Origin of the sequence: Streptomyces sp. NPDC001380 (assembly GCF_042895785.1) — a bacterium.
Classification (GTDB): Bacteria; Actinomycetota; Actinomycetes; order Streptomycetales; family Streptomycetaceae; genus Peterkaempfera.
In genome coordinates this window covers 153,223-169,844 of record NZ_JBIAWP010000010.1, presented here as the reverse complement: position 1 = coordinate 169,844, position 16,622 = coordinate 153,223, and the positions used below count along the sequence as shown (strand labels likewise).

13 protein-coding genes and 1 riboswitch are annotated in these 16,622 nt (G+C 77.0%); of the genes, 3 read left to right on the top strand and 10 right to left on the bottom strand.

What is annotated here, in order from left to right; all coding sequences use genetic code 11:
* Window positions 1-33: 33 nt before the first annotated feature.
* A complete protein-coding gene (locus ACFY07_RS15080; RefSeq protein WP_390869051.1) occupies window positions 34-939 on the bottom strand; it encodes a transglycosylase family protein in 906 nt (301 codons plus the stop codon).
* Window positions 940-946: 7 nt separating this feature from the next.
* A riboswitch (cyclic di-AMP (ydaO/yuaA leader) is annotated at window positions 947-1,097 on the bottom strand.
* A 270-nt stretch (window positions 1,098-1,367) separates the two neighbouring features.
* The gene (locus ACFY07_RS15075; RefSeq protein WP_390869049.1) at window positions 1,368-2,621 is read right to left on the bottom strand and encodes a cytochrome P450; all 1,254 of its coding nucleotides are present in this window, start codon (window positions 2,619-2,621) and stop codon (window positions 1,368-1,370) included.
* A gap of 204 nt (window positions 2,622-2,825) precedes the next feature.
* Here ACFY07_RS15075 and ACFY07_RS15070 point away from each other — a divergent pair, with 204 nt between their 5' ends.
* A complete protein-coding gene (locus tag ACFY07_RS15070) occupies window positions 2,826-3,701 on the top strand; it encodes an SDR family oxidoreductase (RefSeq protein ID WP_390869048.1) in 876 nt (291 codons plus the stop codon).
* A gap of 111 nt (window positions 3,702-3,812) precedes the next feature.
* Here the strand turns inward: ACFY07_RS15070 and ACFY07_RS15065 are convergent, their stop codons facing one another.
* The 5 genes from ACFY07_RS15065 to ACFY07_RS15045 form a co-directional block, all read right to left on the bottom strand.
* Window positions 3,813-4,802: a MazG family protein gene (locus ACFY07_RS15065; protein ID WP_390869115.1), complete on the bottom strand. Its 990-nt coding sequence runs from the start codon at window positions 4,800-4,802 to the stop codon at window positions 3,813-3,815.
* A gap of 272 nt (window positions 4,803-5,074) precedes the next feature.
* A complete protein-coding gene (locus ACFY07_RS15060) occupies window positions 5,075-5,353 on the bottom strand; it encodes a DUF6479 family protein (protein ID WP_390869047.1) in 279 nt (92 codons plus the stop codon).
* A gap of 77 nt (window positions 5,354-5,430) precedes the next feature.
* Complete coding sequence (locus ACFY07_RS15055) at window positions 5,431-6,090, bottom strand: SurA N-terminal domain-containing protein (protein ID WP_230653001.1); 660 nt, start codon at window positions 6,088-6,090, stop codon at window positions 5,431-5,433.
* A gap of 297 nt (window positions 6,091-6,387) precedes the next feature.
* Window positions 6,388-8,166, bottom strand: a complete 1,779-nt coding sequence (locus tag ACFY07_RS15050; protein ID WP_390869046.1) for a protein kinase — start codon at window positions 8,164-8,166, stop codon at window positions 6,388-6,390.
* Window positions 8,163-8,864 carry a hypothetical protein gene (locus ACFY07_RS15045; RefSeq protein WP_390869045.1) on the bottom strand — a complete coding sequence of 234 codons (702 nt, stop codon included), beginning with the start codon at window positions 8,862-8,864 and terminating at the stop codon, window positions 8,163-8,165. Before ACFY07_RS15045 ends, ACFY07_RS15050 begins: the two co-directional genes overlap by 4 nt.
* A 220-nt stretch (window positions 8,865-9,084) precedes the next feature.
* Here ACFY07_RS15045 and ACFY07_RS15040 point away from each other — a divergent pair, with 220 nt between their 5' ends.
* A complete protein-coding gene (locus ACFY07_RS15040) occupies window positions 9,085-9,666 on the top strand; it encodes a DUF4352 domain-containing protein (RefSeq protein WP_390869044.1) in 582 nt (193 codons plus the stop codon).
* 13 nt (window positions 9,667-9,679) lie between these two features.
* Here ACFY07_RS15040 and ACFY07_RS15035 read toward each other — a convergent pair whose 3' ends face one another.
* The 3 genes from ACFY07_RS15035 to mfd form a co-directional block, all read right to left on the bottom strand.
* Complete coding sequence (locus ACFY07_RS15035) at window positions 9,680-10,585, bottom strand: hypothetical protein (protein WP_390869043.1); 906 nt, start codon at window positions 10,583-10,585, stop codon at window positions 9,680-9,682.
* A 94-nt stretch (window positions 10,586-10,679) separates the two neighbouring features.
* Entirely contained in the window at window positions 10,680-11,195 is a 516-nt protein-coding gene (locus ACFY07_RS15030; protein ID WP_390869042.1) for an NUDIX hydrolase, read from the bottom strand.
* 105 nt (window positions 11,196-11,300) lie between these two features.
* A complete protein-coding gene (gene mfd / locus ACFY07_RS15025; protein ID WP_390869041.1) occupies window positions 11,301-14,918 on the bottom strand; it encodes a transcription-repair coupling factor in 3,618 nt (1,205 codons plus the stop codon).
* 341 nt (window positions 14,919-15,259) lie between these two features.
* Between mfd and ACFY07_RS15020 the strand changes: the two genes are divergently transcribed.
* On the top strand, window positions 15,260-16,591 hold the full coding sequence (locus ACFY07_RS15020; protein ID WP_390869040.1) for a nucleotide sugar dehydrogenase: 1,332 nt from the start codon (window positions 15,260-15,262) through the stop codon (window positions 16,589-16,591).
* The last annotated feature ends 31 nt before the right edge of the window (window positions 16,592-16,622 follow it).

Genomic DNA, 16,622 nt, shown 5'->3' with positions numbered 1-16,622 from the left:
GTGCCGGGCCGGGCCGGGCCGCGGCGGCCGGGGTCAGCCGAGGTCGAGCACCTGGCCGGGGAGGATGAGGTCCGGGTCGGCGCCCACGGTGGAGCGGTTGTCCTGGTACAGCTGCTTCCAGCCGTCGAGGTGGTGGGCCTGCGCGATGCGGGAGAGGCTGTCGCCCGTGCGGACCGTGTAGTCGCCGTCCGGGGCGGCGGGCCGCTGCGGCGCCGCCGCGGCGGGGGCCGCCTGCTGCGGGGCGGCGTGCCGGGGAACGGCCTGCTGGGGAACGGCCTGCTGGGCCGAGGGGTGGGCGGCGGTGCGCTGCTCGTACACGCTCCGGTGGCTGGTCCAGTGCCAGGCGCCGTCCTGCTGGAACCAGTACACGCCGTCCTGGGCGTCCCAGCCGGCCCGGCCGTCGAAGCTGGGCCCCTGCTCCTGCTCGGTGGCGGAGGCGCCCGCGGGGCTGCCGCCGGAGGCGTGCAGGTCGCCGCGGCCGCTGCCGCGCGAGGCCGCGGAGCCGGAGTCGGAGACCGAGGTGCTGCCGCCGGTGTCCACGGAGGCGTCGGGGCCGCCCGAGGAGAGGCCGGCCTTCACCGAGCAGACCGGCCAGGCGCCGGGCCCCTGACTGTCCAGCACCTGCTCGGCCACCGCTATCTGCTGGCCCTTGGTCGCCAGGTCGGCGCGGTCGGCGTAGGCGGTGCCGCCGTAGGCCGCCCAGGTGCTCTGGGTGAACTGCAGGCCGCCGTAGAAGCCGTTGCCGGTGTTGACGGCCCAGTCGCCGCCACTCTCGCACTGGGCGACCTTGTCCCAGGTGGAGACGGAGGCGGCGGAGGCGCTGCCCGAGGTGATCAGCGGCAGCGCGATGCCGGCGCCGGTGACGCCGGCGGCGGCGACGAACTTCCTGGTCTGGCTGGGGCGGATGCGGCGGTGGCGGCCGTTTCCGGAAAGCAGCATGAAGGGGTCCCTCTCCGACGCCTGCGAGGTGAGCTGTCGGGTTCGGGCCGGGAGGTGGCCCGGCCGCTCGTGGCGGCTTCACCCCGAGCCGCGCACGGGGAGGTGCGCGGCGGACTACCTGGTTCCCCCGCTCCTGTCGCCAAAGGTCGGTCTCGGCGGTCCGGACGCACGGCGGACAGGACTCGGCGTCCCGCGCGTCGGGTCCGCAGCAGCGGACGCCCGGAGCCTAGACAGATCATCGGACCGATAACAACCCGGCATCACAAACATCACACAGGCACAAACCCAGGGTCGCGACGCGCTTACTGCGGGTCGCTTCGCGACCGGCCGCCGGCCGCTTTGCCCCGGCTCATCAGCCATGTCCGGAATGCACTTGATGCCCTCTTGGCGAGACCGCCGCCCGCCGCTCCGGCCGGTCCGACGGGCCGTCACTCCGGGGTGAAGCGGACCGGCAGCTCGCGCAGACCGCGCATGATGAGGCCGCCGCGCCAGCGCAGGTCGTCCGGTGCGGCGGCGAGCCCCAGATCGGGGAGGCGGGTGAGCAGGGCCGCCAGGGCGGCCTGCGCCTCCAGGCGGGCCAGGGGCGCCCCCAGGCAGTAGTGGATGCCGTGGCCGAAGCCGAGGTGGGGGTTGTCGCGGCGGGCGAGGTCCAGGGTGTCGGGGCCGTCGAAGCGGGCCGGGTCGCGGTCGGCGGCGGCGAGGACCACCAGCACCGGGTCGCCCGCCGGGATCGCGGTGCCGCCGATGGTGAGCGGTGCGGTGGCGAACCGCCAGGTGGCCAGCTCCACCGGGCCGTCGTAGCGCAGCAGCTCCTCCACCGCGCCGGCCAGCAGGGCGGTGTCGCCCGCCCGGAGCGACGCCTGGAGGAGGGCGCGCTGGCCCGGGTTCCGCAGCAGGGCGTAGGTGCCGTTGCCGATGAGGTTGACGGTGGTCTCGAAGCCGGCGAAGAGCAGGATGAAGGCCATGGCGGCGGCCTCGTTCTCGGTGAGGTGCTCGCCGTGGTCGCTCGCCCGGATCAGGCCGGAGATCAGGTCCTCGCCCGGCTGCGGCTCCGCGGTCAGCGCGGCCCGCTTGCGGTGGATGAGCTCCGCCAGGTAGGTCCGCATCCGCTTCACGGCGCGGGCGACGCCGCCGCGCGGGCCGCCGCCGTGGCGGATCATCATGCCCGCCCAGTCGCGGAAGTCGTCCTGGTCCTCGGCCGGCACGCCCAGCAGGTCGCAGATGGCGTAGATGGGCAGCGGGAAGGCGAACTCGTGGATGAGGTCGGCGCTGCCGCGCGCCGCGAAGGAGTCGATCAGCCGGTCGGTGAGCTGCTGCACCCGCGGCTCGAACTCGGCCACCCGGCGCGGGGTGAACGCCTTGGAGACCAGCCGCCGCAGCCGGGTGTGGTCCGGCGGGTCGATGTTGAGCAGGTGCGTCATCAGGTCCGCGCTGCGCTCGCCGGGGATGCCGACCCGGCCGGAGCGGTGGGCCTGCTCGCTGTGGTGCGCCGGGTCCTTGGAGAGCCGGGCGTCGGCGAGCGCCTGCCGGGCGTCCGCGTACCGGGTGACGAGCCAGGCGTCGACCCCGCTGGGCAGGGTGGTGCGGTGCACCGGGGCGTGCTCGCGCAGCCACGCGTACGCGGGGTACGGGTCGGCGGCGAACTCGAAGGTGAACAGGGCGGGGGCGTGCGGTGCCGGCATCCCCCGAACCTAACGCCTCCGGCGGGGCCGGACCGCACGCCTCCGGCGGGGTGGCGGCGCACGCCTCCGGCGGGCGCGTGAGCCTGGTCACCTGCCGGAAAGGGCCTGTTGCGGTGGGTGGTGGTGCGCCTACGATCCCCGGCAGTGCGATGCAGCGGCCGGACAGGGCGACAGGGCGGCGCCGGCCGCAGGGAGGAGCGTTCCATGCAGGTACGCGGTGCGGTGGCGGTCGTCACCGGGGCGGCGGGCGGGATCGGCGCGGCGCTCGCGCGGCGCTTCGCGGCGGAGGGCGCGGCCGGGCTGCTGCTCGCCGACCTGGACGCGGACGCGGTGGAGGACCTCGCCGGCGAGCTCGACCGGGACGGCTGCCGCGCGGTCGGCGTCGGCAGCGACGTCTCCCGCGAGAGCGACGTGAAGGCCCTCGTGGACACGGCCGAGAAGCACCTCGGGCCGATCGACCTGTTCTGCAGCAACGCGGGCGTCGGCACCGCGCGCGGGATCGACGCGCCCGACGCCCTCTGGCAGGCCGCGTGGGACGTCAACGTGATGTCCCACGTGTACGCGGCGCGCGCCGTCGTCCCCGGCATGCTCGCCCGGGGCCGGGGCTGGCTGCTGAACACCGCCTCGGCGGCCGGCCTGCTGACCATGCCGGGGGACGCGCCGTACAGCGTCACCAAGCACGCGGCGGTGGCGTTCGCCGAGTGGCTGTCGATGACGTACGGCACGCGGGGCGTCGGGGTGAGCGTGCTGTGCCCGCAGGGCGTGCGGACCGGGATGACCGCCGACCCCGGCGTGGAGGCCGCGCTGAAGGCGTTCGGCCCGATGCTGGAGCCGGACGACGTGACCGCGGCCGTCGTCGCCGGGCTGGCCGAGGAGCGGTTCCTGATCCTGCCGCACCCCGAGGTGGCCCGCTACGAGCAGGGCCGCGTCGCGGACCGCGACGCCTGGCTGGCGGGCATGCGGGAGGCCGTGGGCGGCGTCGTGCTGCGTCCGGGGGCGGACGCCGCGGGCAGGGCCCCGGCCGGCGGGGATGCGGCCGCCCCCGAGCGGCGCGACGGCGTGGCCGAGCCCGTCCTCTGATCCGGCGTGCCTGGCCGCCGGGCCCCGCGCCCGGCGGGCCGGCACCCGGCCCGGCAGCGGTTCCCCGGCGGCCGGACCCTCAACCGGTCCGACCCTCAGCCGGTCCCGCGCTCAGCCGGTCCGGCGCTCCGCCGCCCGCACGGCGTCGCGGTAGCGGCGGGCCGCCGCGCGCAGCGCCGCCTCGGGGTCGACCCCCTCGGACTGGGCCAGGGCGGCCAGGCCCAGCAGGGCCTCGCCGAGGTCCTCCTCCGCCGCGCCCGCGGGGAGCGCGGCGGGGGAGCCCGCCGGCACGTCCAGACCGGCCTTGCGGGCCCGGGAGACCAGCTTGGCCGCGAGGGCGAGGGCGGGCTGGGCCAGCGGCACGCCGTCCACGGCGGAGTCGCGCTGCTTCTCGGCCGCCTTGAGCCGGTCCCAGTTGGCCTCGACCTCGGCGGGCGTCTCCGCGTCGGCGCCCCCGAAGACGTGCGGGTGCCGGTACATCATCTTCTCGACCAGCCCGGCGGCGACGTCGTCGATGCCGAACGGCTCGTCGGGGTCCTCCTCGGCGATCCGGGCGTGGAAGAGGACCTGGAGGAGCACGTCGCCCAACTCCTCGCGGAGCAGTCCGCGGTCGCCCTCCTCGATGGCCTCGACGAGCTCGAAGGCCTCCTCGACCAGGAACCTCACGAGCGAGCCGTGGGTCTGCCCGGCGTCCCAGGGGCAGCCGCCGGGCGAGCGCAGCCGGTCCATCACCGCGACCAGGTCCAGCAGGCGGGCGCCGGGCAGGTCGTAGGAGCCGGGCAGGAGCTCGATCTCGGGCACCGCGTCGAGGCCGCCCTCGACCGCGAGGCGGGCGAGGGCGTCGGTGAGGCCGGGGTCGCCGTCGGCGCCGCCGATCCAGACGACGGTGCGGCCGGGCGCCGCGGCCGCCTCGGCGAGGCCGCGGGCGAGGGCGGGCACGGAGGCGGGGGCGTACTGGCGGACCCGCACGCCCGCCTGCCGCACGGCGGGGAGCTGGGGGTGGGCGGGGTCGCCGGCCAGGACGAGGTCGGCGCCGCGCAGGGCCTCCCAGGCCGGCCAGGAGAGCAGGCCGGGGGCGACGCGGTGGGTGGTGGTCAGCAGGACGAGCCGGCCTGCGGCAGCGGGCGCGGGTCCGTCGCGGACGTCGAGGGCCCTCGGCGCGGGCGCGGGGGGCCGGGGAGGCTGCGCGGAGGGGGCCGGGTGCTCGGAGGCGGGCCGGTGCGGGCCGCCGGGCCGTCCGCCGGCCCGGGCATCGGTCCGGTCGCTCGCCTGGTCGCTCGTCTGGTCGCTCGTCTGGGCCACCCCACGAACCTACCGCCCGGCGGCGCCGAGGCGCCGCCGGGCACGGCGCTGCGGCCCGCGGCCGACCGGGGTCAGTGCGCCGGGCCGTCGTGCTCCCGGTGGCGTCCCCGGCCCTGCTCACGGCCGGCGGGGGCGCCGGGCTGCTGCGCCCCGCGCCGGTGCCGCTCGTGCTCCTCCGGGGTCTCCCACGACTCGCTGCCCGGCCCGTGCGAGACCGGCGGCGGGGGCTCCTCCTGCTTGCGGCGGTACCCGGCGATGAAGGCCGCGACCAGGGCCACGACGATCAGGACGCCAATCACGATGATTACCACGACCGCGGGCTTCACGTCGCTGACCACTGCTGCTTCCATCGGCATGATCCCCGCCTACCCGGGGCGGACCCGCGCACACGGGGCGAACCCGCCCGATGCGCACGGGTCCGCCCGGGTCAGGAGGGCAGGGAGCCCTGGTCGTGGATCCAGTCCTCGGAGACGTCCGTGAAAGCCGCCTTCCGCGGGTCCCAGGCGCCGTAGCGGGGGTTGACCCGCACCCCGAGGCTGCGGGCGGTGCCGGACAGCTCCCGGCGGACCGCCTCGGCGCCCTGCTGGGTGCCGATGTCCTGGCCGGACAGGCCGGCGAGCTTCCGCATGCCGAGGACCTGCCGGTAGAAGTCGTCCGCCGCCTCCGGGGCGATGCCCTTCTGCTCCAGCAGGGCGCGCTGCAGGGCCGCCTCGCCGCCGAGCTGGCGGGCGTCGGCGGTGCGGGCCTGCTCGACCTCGCCGGGGGTGACGGTGAGCCCGTGCCGCTCCAGGGCGGCGGCGACCAGGTCGGAGAGGACCATGTCGCTCACGGTGTTGCGGGCCAGGCCGCCGTTCTCGGCCTGGGCGCTGCCGTGGTTCTCCCGGGCGGCGGCGTCCCGCCACTGCACGATCCGGGCCTGCACGGCGGAGGTGGTGATCCGGTGGTCGCCGACCACGGCGGCCGTGCCGGGGTTCGCGGTGCCGCCGCAGGCGGTGAGCGCGGCGGCGGCGAGCACCGCACCGGCGACGGCGGTGGCCCGGCGGCGCGCGGGCGCCGCGGGGCGGTCGGGGACGGGGATGCGGATCACGGAGCCTCCCGGCGGTGGCGTGCGGTGTGTCCTGCGGTCGTGTCCTGCGTGCGCGTGGTGCGGTCGTGCGGTTGTGCGGTGCGGTGCGGTGCGGTGCGGCCGTCCGCCCGGTCCGGCGCGGTCCCGTGCGGCGGTCCGGGGGCGGTCGTGCGGTCGTCGTGCGGGTGGGGCGGGTCGTACCGGCGGGGCGTGGGGTGCGCACGGCGCCGGGAGGAAGGATAGGTACGGCGGGGTGCGAAGGCCATGCATTCACCCGATCGCGGCGCCGCGGCCCCCGGACGGCGGGGGCGCGCGGCCTCACGGGCCGGACCGGCCCCCGTCGGAGGCGTACGGGTTGCCGGGGACGGGCCCCGGCCGCACGGCGGGCCAGGACCCGCTGCGCGGGTCGGGGCGCGGGTCGGGCACCGGCGGGGCGGACGCGGGGGCCCGCAGCCCGCGCTGCACCCACTCCAGCCCCTCGCGCAGCCGCACCACGCCGGGGTGGTGCGGGCCGTGGCGGCGCTCCTCGTCGAGCAGCAGCTGCAGCAGGACCTCGCGGGCGCCGCGCGGGTCCCCCTCGGCGGCGAGCAGCCTGCCGACGCGCTCGCGCAGGTCGAGGACGCGGCCGGGGTCGTGGTCGAGGCCGCGGTCCAGCCGGGCCTGGAGGAGCGGCAGCAGCTCCCGGTACTCGGCCAGCGCCGCGGCGTTCTCCCCCAGCTGCTCCAGGCAGACCGCAGCCTGGCGGCGGCACTCCAGCGCCTCGGCGTCGTCCGGCCCGCGCTCGGCGGCGGCCGCGCGGGCCAGCAGCCGCCACTCGGGCAGCGCCGTCCGGTACCGGCGCTCCACCAGCAGGGTGCGGGCGTACACGCGGCGCAGCGTGCGCACCAGGGGCGCCTCGTCGCCGTGCCGCTCCCCGGCGGCGGGCAGGACGCGGGCGGCCAGGTCGATGACCTCGCTGAGGCGTCCGGCGTCGAGCAGTTCGGGCACCCGGCGGCAGGCGTCGGCGAGGCCCGTGCCGGTCCCGTCGCGGGACGCGGCGCCGTCCGCGTACGGGGAGGGCGCGGGCCGGCCGGGCCCGGGGGGGCGCGGCGCGGACGGTCCGGCGGCGGGCGGCCCGGCGGGCTGCGGGGCTGCGGGCCGGGGGGCGACCGGCTGGGGGGCCAGCGGGTGGCGGTACGGGCGGCAGGGGTCCGGGAGCGGCCCGTACGGGCGCAGCGCCGCCGCCGGGTCGGCCTCGGCGGCCGGGAGCAGCGGCAGCAGCAGGCGGTAGACCTCCTGGGCGTCGGCGGGCCGGTCGCGGGGCTGCTTGGCGAGCAGCGCCAGCACCAGCGCCTCCAGGGCGGCGGGGACCTCGGGGCGGAGCTCGCGCAGCGGCACGGGCGGGTCGTCGGCGTGCCGGTGGAGCACCCCGAGCGCGGTGGGCGCGCGGAACGGCGGCTCGCCGCAGAGCATCTCGTGCAGCATGCAGCCGAGGGCGTAGAGGTCGCTGCGCGGGTCGGCGGTGGCGGACAGGGCCTGCTCGGGGGCCATGTACGGGGGGCTGCCGACCAGGCCGCCGGTGCGGGTGAGGCGGGTGGCGTCCGGTTCGAGGACGGCGGCGATGCCCAGGTCGAGCACGACGACGCGGCCGTCGTCGCGGACCATCACGTTGCTGGGCTTGAGGTCGCGGTGGACCACCGGCACGGCGTGCACGGCGGCCAGCGCGGCGCAGACCTGGGCGGCGACGGCGACCGCGCGCGCCACGGGCAGCGGGCCGTCCTCGGCGACGAGGTCGGCGAGGCTGAGTCCGGGGACCCGCTGCATGACCAGGTAGAGGTCGTCGCCATCCTCGCCGGCGTCGTAGACGGTGACCAGGCCGGGGTGGTCGAGGCCGGCCGTCACCCGGCACTCCCGGCGGAACCGCTCGCGCAGCTCGGTGCGGGCGGTCCCGGTGCCGCGGCCGTCGTCGGCGAGGACGAGGTCGGTGCGGAGGAGCTTGACCGCGACCCGGCGGTCGAGCTGTTCGTCGTAGGCCGCCCACACCTGGCCCATCCCGCCGTGGCCGATCTTCTCGGCGAGGCGGTAGCGGCCGCCGACCAGCCGGTCGCGGGCGGTCACCGGGGGCCGTCCCGCCAGGGGGCGGGGGCCGGGCCGGGCCCGGGGTCGCCGTCGGCGGCCTGGCGGCGCAGCAGCTCGCCCAGTTCGCGCAGCTCGGCGCGGGCGGCCGCGTCGCCGCCGTCGGCGACGGGTGCGGGCGCGAGGCCGGGTGCGGGTGCGGGTGGGGCCGGGGGCTGCGGTGCGGCGGGGCCGGGGTACGGCAGGGGCCCGGAGTACGGCTGCGGCTGCGGCCGGTGGGCGGTGGGCGTGTACGGCGGGGGGACCTGCGGGTACCCGTGGCCGGGCTGCGGCGGGAGCGGGTACGGCGCCGGACCGCCCGTCCAGGGGGCGGGGCGCGGGGCGGCGGCCTGCCACTCCCGGGGCCGGTCCATGACGAGGAAGTGCACCGGTGCCAGGAGGAGTCCGACGACCATCATGGTGATGCCGGTGTAGTCGGCGGGGCCGTACGCGGCGCCCTTGGGCTTGGAGCCGCCGAGGACCGCGCACAGGCAGAGGGTGACGGCGGTGGCCGTGAAGAAGGCGGCCCCGGCCCAGTCGCGGGGGCGGCCGCGCCGCACGGCCAGGTACAGGGCGGGGCCGAAGGCCAGCACGCCGCAGGTGAGCACCGGCAGGAGGGCCCAGAGCGCCCTGACCGCGGGGCGGGACGGCCCCGGCGGGGCCGGGTACGGCGCGCTCGTGCCGGGCTGCGGGCCGTACATGGCTGCTCCTGGGCGGGGACGGGCGGGGCGGCTGGGCGGTGCCGGGGAAACCGTACCGCTCCGGGCACGCACGGATGCGGTTCCGCGGAGGTCCGAGGCCGATCCGCAATCGCGTGTACGCGCCTCAATCCTGAGATGCTGTTGACGAAGTTCACATGCTCTGCTGTCATTGACTCATCGCTCAAACGGAAGAGTCCTCACTCGAACCGGGGGTCCCACCATGCTCCGCACCACCCGCAGCGCCGCCGTCGTCCTCTCCGCCGCCCTCGTCGCCCTCGGCGCGACCGCGTGCAACGCGGACACCGGGGAGTCCGTCTCCACCGCCCCCAAGGCGGCCGCCGCCGACAAGGCCCAGGGCAACGGCGCCTCCCGCAAGGCCGCCCCGAGGAAGGCCGCGAAGGTCGGCGACACCATCTCCCTCAAGGGCATGGAGACCACGGCCGACGTCACCGTGCTCAAGGTCGTCGACAGGGCGAAGGGGGCGGACGAGTTCAACACGCCCGACGCCGGGAAGCGCTTCGTCGCCGTGCAGTTCCGGATCAGGAACACCGGCCGCAAGGCCTACAGCGACTCCCCGTCGAACGGCGCGAAGGTCGTCGACGCCGAGGGCCAGGGCTTCGACTCCTGGATCGCCGACACCGCCGCCGGCCCGGGCTTCCCCGCCGACGTGCACCTCGCCCCCGGCGGCACCGCGAAGGGCTTCATCACCTTCCAGGTCCCGAAGGGCGCCCGGATCGACAAGGTCCAGTTCGGCATGGACAGCGGCTTCGCCGACCAGACCGGCCAGTGGGACGTCCGCTGACGCGGCACGGCCCTCAGGACGGCTCCGGGACCGAGGACGGCTCCGGGCCGTCCACCGCGCCGAAGCGGGCCAGCGCCAGCGCGCCCGCCACGGCGAGGGCGAAGCCCGCCACGGCGGGGGGCACCATGCCGTGGCGGGTCGTGTCGCCCAGCAGCAGGACGCCCAGCAGGGCCGGCACGGCGGTCTCGCCCAGCACCATCCCCGCCGTCGCCGCGGTCACCGAGCCGCCCCGCACCGCCTCGGTGAGCAGCAGGAAGGCCGCCGCGCCGCCGCCGAGGAGGGCGTACAGCGCCGGGTCGCGCAGGAGCGGCAGCACGTCGGGCGGCGCGACGTCCGGCAGCACCCGGACCGCCAGGCCCACCAGGCCGAAGCCGAACCCGCAGAGCACGCCCAGCGCCCCCGCCCGGACCGGCCCCCGGAGCCGCCAGGCGGCGGCGCCCAGCGCGGCCGGCACGGCCACGGCCGCCAGCAGCACCCAGTGGAACGCCCCGCCCGGCTGCCGGTGGCCCTCCGCCCCGGCCGTCGCGCCGAGCAGCGCCAGACCGCCGCAGACCCCCGCGACCCCGAGCCACTCCGCGCGGCCCGGCCGCACGCCCAGCAGCAGCGCGCCCGCCGCGGCGGTCACCGCCAGCGAGCCCGCGAGGGCGGCCTGCACCAGGTACAGCGGCAGCGTCCGCAGCGCCACCAGCTGCGCGACGAAGCCGAGCCCGTCGAGCGCCAGGCCGGCCGCGAAGGGCGCGTTGGCCATCGCCCGCACCGTGCCGCCCACGCCCGTGCCGCCCGCCCCGGCGCCGGCCGCCCCGGCGCCGGCCGCCCCCGTGCCGGCCGTGGCCGCCCGGCGGGCGCCCAGCGCCTGGAGGACCGTCGCGACCCCGAAGCAGAACGCGGCGGCCGGCGCCGCCGCAAGACCCGTGAACACCCGTAGAGCGTAGGCGACCGCGCCGCCCGCCCGGTCCGCGCGGCCCTGCGTCCGGCCGCCCGGCCGCGGGTGCCCCGCCCGCGGCGGTGCGCCGTCAGCGGGAGGCGGCGGCGTGGAGGGGGAGCCAGGCCGCGTCCGGGCAGCGCAGCGGGACCTCGGCGCGCGGGACCCAGGCGGCCTCGGCGCACTCGGAGGCGGGGTGGGGGCGGGTCGGTGCGCCCGGCCCGTCCAGGCGGAGCGTGTAGAACGCCATGAACGCCCGCGCCGGGTAGGCGTAGTCGGCGGGCGGGGTGCCGAGGAGGGTGATGCGCTGGCCGCCGAGGAGGGCGAGCCGGCCCGGGTCCGCCTCCAGGCCGGTCTCCTCCGCGAGTTCGCGGGCCGCCGCCGCGTGCGGGGGCTCCCCCGGGTCCAGGTGGCCGCCGGGCACCTCCCAGGAGCGGCCGGGCCGGTCGACCCGGGTGAGCAGGGTGCGGCCGGCGCCGTCCAGGGCGAGGACGAAGGCCGTGGTGACGGTGTGCCCGGCGGGCAGGGCGCCGGAGAGGAGGAGGTCCATCCGGTGCGGCGGGCGGATCCACGGCACGGTCGTCGTGCCGATCACGGTGGGGTCCATGGCCCCATCCTTCCCGCTGCGCGTCCCGGGCCGCGCCCCCGGACCGGGACCCGCGGATCGCGGGCCCGGTCGGGGGCGACGGACGACAGCCGGCAGTCGGCGGCGTCAGCGGGCCGCGGGCAGCTCGTCGAACATGGCGGTGAGGAACTCCCGGCACCAGGCCAGCAGTTCGCGCCCGACGACCGGCTTGCCGCCGATGCGCCCGGTGGTCGGCCGCGGCACCAGCAGCTGCCGGGCCGCGCCCTTGACGAGGCTGCGCGGGTAGAGCCGGTTCAGCCGCAGCTCCTGCGACTCGCGCAGCTCCACCGGCCCGAAGCGGACGTTGGAGCCCTGCAGGGTGATGTCGCTGATCCCGCAGCGCCGCGCGAAGAGCCGCAGGCCCGCCACCAGCAGCAGGTTCTCCACCGGCTCCGGCAGGCGGCCGTAGCGGTCGGTGAGCTCCTCGCGGACCTGCGCGATGTCCTCCTCGGAGTTCACCGCCGCAATGGACCGGTACGCCTGGAGGCGCAGCCGCTCGCCGGGCGCGTAGTCATGCGGGACGTGCGCGTCGACGGGCAGCTCGATCTTGACCTCCAGCGGCTCCTCCTCCGCCTCGCCGCCGCCCTCCAGCTGCTCGCGGAACTCCGCGACGGCCTCGCCCACCATCCGCATGTAGAGGTCGAAGCCGACGCCCGCGATGTGGCCGGACTGCTCGCCGCCCAGCAGGTTGCCCGCGCCGCGGATCTCCAGGTCCTTCATGGCGACGTACATGCCGGCGCCCATCTCGGTGTGCTGGGCGATGGTGGCGAGCCGCTCGTGGGCGGTCTCGGTCAGCGGCTTCTCCGGCGGGTACAGGAAGTACGCGTACCCGCGCTCGCGGCCGCGGCCGACGCGGCCGCGCAGCTGGTGCAGCTGCGAGAGGCCGAAGGTGTCGCCGCGCTCCACGATGAGGGTGTTGGCGTTGGAGATGTCGATGCCGGACTCCACGATGGTGGTGGAGACCAGCACGTCGAACTCCTTCTCCCAGAAGTCGACGACGACCTTCTCCAGCTGCGTCTCCCCCATCTGCCCGTGCGCGGTGGCGACCCGCGCCTCGGGGACGAGGTCCTTCAGCCGCGCCGCCGCCTTGTCGATCGACTCCACCCGGTTGTGGATGTAGAAGACCTGGCCCTCGCGGAGCAGCTCGCGGCGCACGGCGGCGGCGATCTGCTTGTCGTCGTAGGGGCCGACGAAGGTCAGCACCGGGTGGCGCTCCTCCGGCGGGGTGGTGATGGTGGACATCTCGCGGATGCCGGTGACCGCCATCTCCAGGGTGCGGGGGATGGGGGTGGCGGACATGGTGAGCACGTCGACGTTGGCGCGGAGCTTCTTCAGCTGCTCCTTGTGCTCCACGCCGAAGCGCTGCTCCTCGTCGACGATGACCAGGCCCAGGTCCTTGAAGCGGGTCTCGGAGGCGAAGAGGCGGTGGGTGCCGATGACGACGTCCACCGAGCCGTCGCGCAGCCCCTCCAGCACCGCCTTGGCCTCGGTGTCGGTCTGGAAGCGGGAGAGGGCCCGGACGCTGACGGGGAAGTTGGCGTACCGCTCGGAGAAGGTCGAGAAGTGCTGCTGCACGAGCAGCGTGGTGGGGACGAGCACGGCGACCTGCTTGCCGTCCTGCACCGCCTTGAAGGCGGCCCGCACCGCGATCTCGGTCTTGCCGTAGCCGACGTCGCCGCAGATCAGCCGGTCCATCGGGACCGACTTCTCCATGTCGCCCTTGACCTCGGCGATGGTGGTGAGCTGGTCGGGGGTCTCCGCGTACGGGAAGGCGTCCTCCAGCTCCCGCTGCCAGGGGGTGTCGGCGCCGAAGGAGTGGCCGGGGGCGGCCATCCGCGCCGAGTACAGCCGGATGAGGTCGCCGGCGATCTCGCGGACCGCCTTCTTCGCCCGCGACTTGGTCTTGGCCCAGTCGGCGCCGCCGATCCGGTGCAGCGAGGGCGCCTCGCCGCCGACGTACTTGGTGACCTGGTCGAGCTGGTCGGTGGGCACGAACAGCCGGTCGCCGGGCAGGCCGCGCTTGGCGGGCGCGTACTCCAGCACCAGGTACTCGCGGGTGGCGCCCTGGACCGTGCGCTGCACCATCTCCACGTACCGGCCCACGCCGTGCTGCTCGTGGACGACGAAGTCGCCGGCCTGGAGGGCGAGCGGGTCGATGGCGTTGCGGCGGCGCGACGGCATGCGCCGCATGTCCTTGGTGGAGGACTTCTGGCCGGACAGGTCGGTCTCGGTGACGACGGTCAGCCGCAGCGCCTCGTCGACCAGGCCGTGCTCGATCGAGCCGCAGGAGACGTGCACCACGCCGGGCTCGGGGGCGGCGGCCAGGTCGGCGACCAGGCGGGCGCCGATGCCCTCGCCGCCGAGCATCTCGGCGATGCGGCTCGCCGGGCCGTGGCCCTCGGTGACCATGACGACCCGCCAGCCGTCGGCCAGGCGCTCCTTGGCGTCGGCGATGGCGCGGGCGGTGTCGCCCCGGTACGCCTCCACGGCGCGCATGCCGAGGGTGAGGGTGTCGGGGTCGGCGTCGAGGCGGGCCTCGAAGGAGTCGGCGGAGTCGCTGGTGGCGAAGGGGCTGACGGACCACCAGGGCAGGCCGATCGCGTCGGCGTGCTCGCGGACGTCGGCCAGCGGCCACAGGGAGGCGGCGGAGACGTCGATCGGGGCCAGGTCGATGGGCCGGTCGCCGCCGGAGGCCGCGGCCACCCACGACGCCTGGAGGAACTCCTGGCTGGTGGCGACCAGGTCGGCGGCGCGGGTGCGGACCCGCTCGGGGTCGCAGACCACGGCGACGCTGCCCTGCGGCAGCACGTCCAGCAGCAGCTCCATGTCGTCCACCAGCACGGGGGCCAGCGACTCCATGCCCTCCACGGCGATGCCCTCGGCGATCCGGTCGAGGATCTCGGCCAGTTCGGGGTGGGCGGCGGCCAGCTCGGCGGCGCGGGCCCGCACGGCGTCGGTGAGCAGCAGCTCCCGGCAGGGCGGGGCCCACAGGCCGTGCTCGGCGACCTCCAGGGACCGCTGGTCGGCGACCTTGAAGTAGCGGATCTCCTCGACGTCGTCGCCCCAGAACTCCACCCGCAGCGGGTGCTCCTCGGTGGGCGGGAAGACGTCCAGGATGCCGCCGCGGACGGCGAACTCGCCGCGCTTCTCCACCAGCTCGACCCGCTGGTAGGCGGCGGCGGCCAGGCGGCGGGCGACCTCCTCCAGGTCGTGCTGCTCCCCGCGGCGCAGCGCCACCGGCTCCAGGTCCGCCAGGCCCCTGACCTGCGGCTGGAGCACGGAGCGGACCGGCGCCACGACCACCTGCACCGGCCCGGCGGCCGGGTCGTCGGCGCGGGGGTGCACGATGCGGCGCAGCACCGCGAGGCGGCGGCCGACGGTGTCGGAGCGCGGGGAGAGCCGCTCGTGCGGCAGGGTCTCCCACGCGGGGAAGTCGGCGACGGCGTCGGGCGGCAGCAGCGAGCGCAGCGCGGCGGCGAGGTCCTCGGCCTCGCGGCCGGTCGCGGTGACGGCGAGCACCGGCCGGCCCCGGTCCCCGGCGGCGCGCGCGGCGAGCGAGCGGGCCAGGGCGGCGATCGCGAACGGGCGGGCGGCGGGCGGCCCCACCAGGTCGAGGTGCCGGCGGGCGCCGGTGGCGGCGGCCTCGACGGCCTCGGCGAGGGCGGCGTCCTGGGCGACGACGTCGAGCAGTCCGGTCAGGGTCATGGGGTCTTCTTGTCCCGTGCTTCCGGTCAGTGGCGGTCTGGGGCGGTGGGGCTGGGTGCGGAGTGCTGGGTGCGGGGGCGTCGGCGGTCCGGTGCCCCGGCGGCCCGGGCCGGGTGGGGACGGGCGCCGCGGGGCGCCGGGGCGCGCAACGCGAACCGCCCGGCACGCGGTGCGGGCCGGGGGTCCCAGGGTACGCCCGGGGCGGGCGGCACGCCGTGCGGCGGGGGCGGGGCGGGCCCGGCTCCGCCGGAAACGGCCCCGCCGGACCGCGCCGCTCTCTACGCTGATTCTGTGAAGGCGGCGTGGGGATGGCGCCGTCACGAGGGGGGTGCTGTTCCACGATGCGCGTCGTGATCGCAGGCCAGGGGTACGTGGGGCTGCCGCTGGCGGTCCGGGCCGCCGAGGTGGGGCACGAGGTCGTCGGCTACGACGTCGACGAGCGGCGGGTCAAGCGGCTCGCCGTGGGCGAGTCGTACGTGGAGGACATCCCGGCGGAGCGGCTGCGGCCCCTGCTGGACGCGGGCTCGTACCTGCCGTCCACGGACCCGCGGGACGCGGCCGGGTTCGACGTCGCGGTGATCACCGTGCCGACGCCGCTGCGCGACGGCGCGCCGGACCTGTCGTACATCGAGTCCTCCGCCCGGATGCTGGCCCGCTTCCTGCGGCCGGGGGCGACGGTGGTGCTGGAGTCGACGACGTACCCGGGGACGACGGAGGAGCTGCTGGCCCCGCTGCTGGAGGAGGGCTCCGGGCTCGCGGCGGGCCGCGACTTCCACCTCGGGTACAGCCCCGAGCGGATCGACCCGGGCAACCCGGTGTGGCGGCTGGAGAACACGCCGAAGGTCGTCTCCGGCCTGGACGCGGCGTCGCTGGCGGCGGTCGACGGCTTCTACGGGCAGCTGGTGGAGCGCACGGTGCCCGTCTCCTCCTGCAAGGAGGCGGAGCTGACCAAGCTGCTGGAGAACACCTTCCGCCACGTGAACATCGCGCTGGTCAACGAGCTGGCGATGTTCGCCCACGACCTGGGGATCGACGTGTGGGAGGCCATCGACGCCGCCTCCACCAAGCCCTTCGGCTACCTGCGGTTCACGCCGGGGCCGGGCGTGGGCGGGCACTGCCTGCCCATCGACCCGTCGTACCTGTCGTGGCGGGTGGAGCGGGCGCTGGGGCACCCCTTCCGGTTCGTGGAGCTGGCCAACGACGTCAACAGCCACATGCCGGACTACGTGGTGCGGCGGCTGGTGGAGGCCCTCAACGAGCGGCAGCGCTCGGTGAAGGGCTCCCGGGTGCTGCTGCTGGGCCTGGCCTACAAGAAGAACACCGGCGACGCCCGGGAGACCCCGGCCGCCCGGGTCGCCGGACTGCTGACCCGGATGGGCGCCGAGGTCCGCGCCGCCGACCCGCACGTGGTCGCCGGGGTGCACGTCGACGAGCCACGCCTGCCCGGCGAGCCGCGGGTGCCCGGCCCCCGCGCCGCGGCGGACGCCGGGCACGGGGACGCGCTCGCCGCGGTGCGGCGGGTGGAGGCCACGGCGGAGGAGCTGGCGGCGGCCGACGCCGTGGTCCTGCTCGCGGACCACGACGAGTTCGACTACGCCGCCGTCACACAGCACGCCCGCTACGTGCTGGACTGCCGCCGCCGCCTGAGCGGGGCGGCGGTGGAGGTCCTCTAGGGCCGCGCCGGCCCCGCCGGGGGTGCGGCGG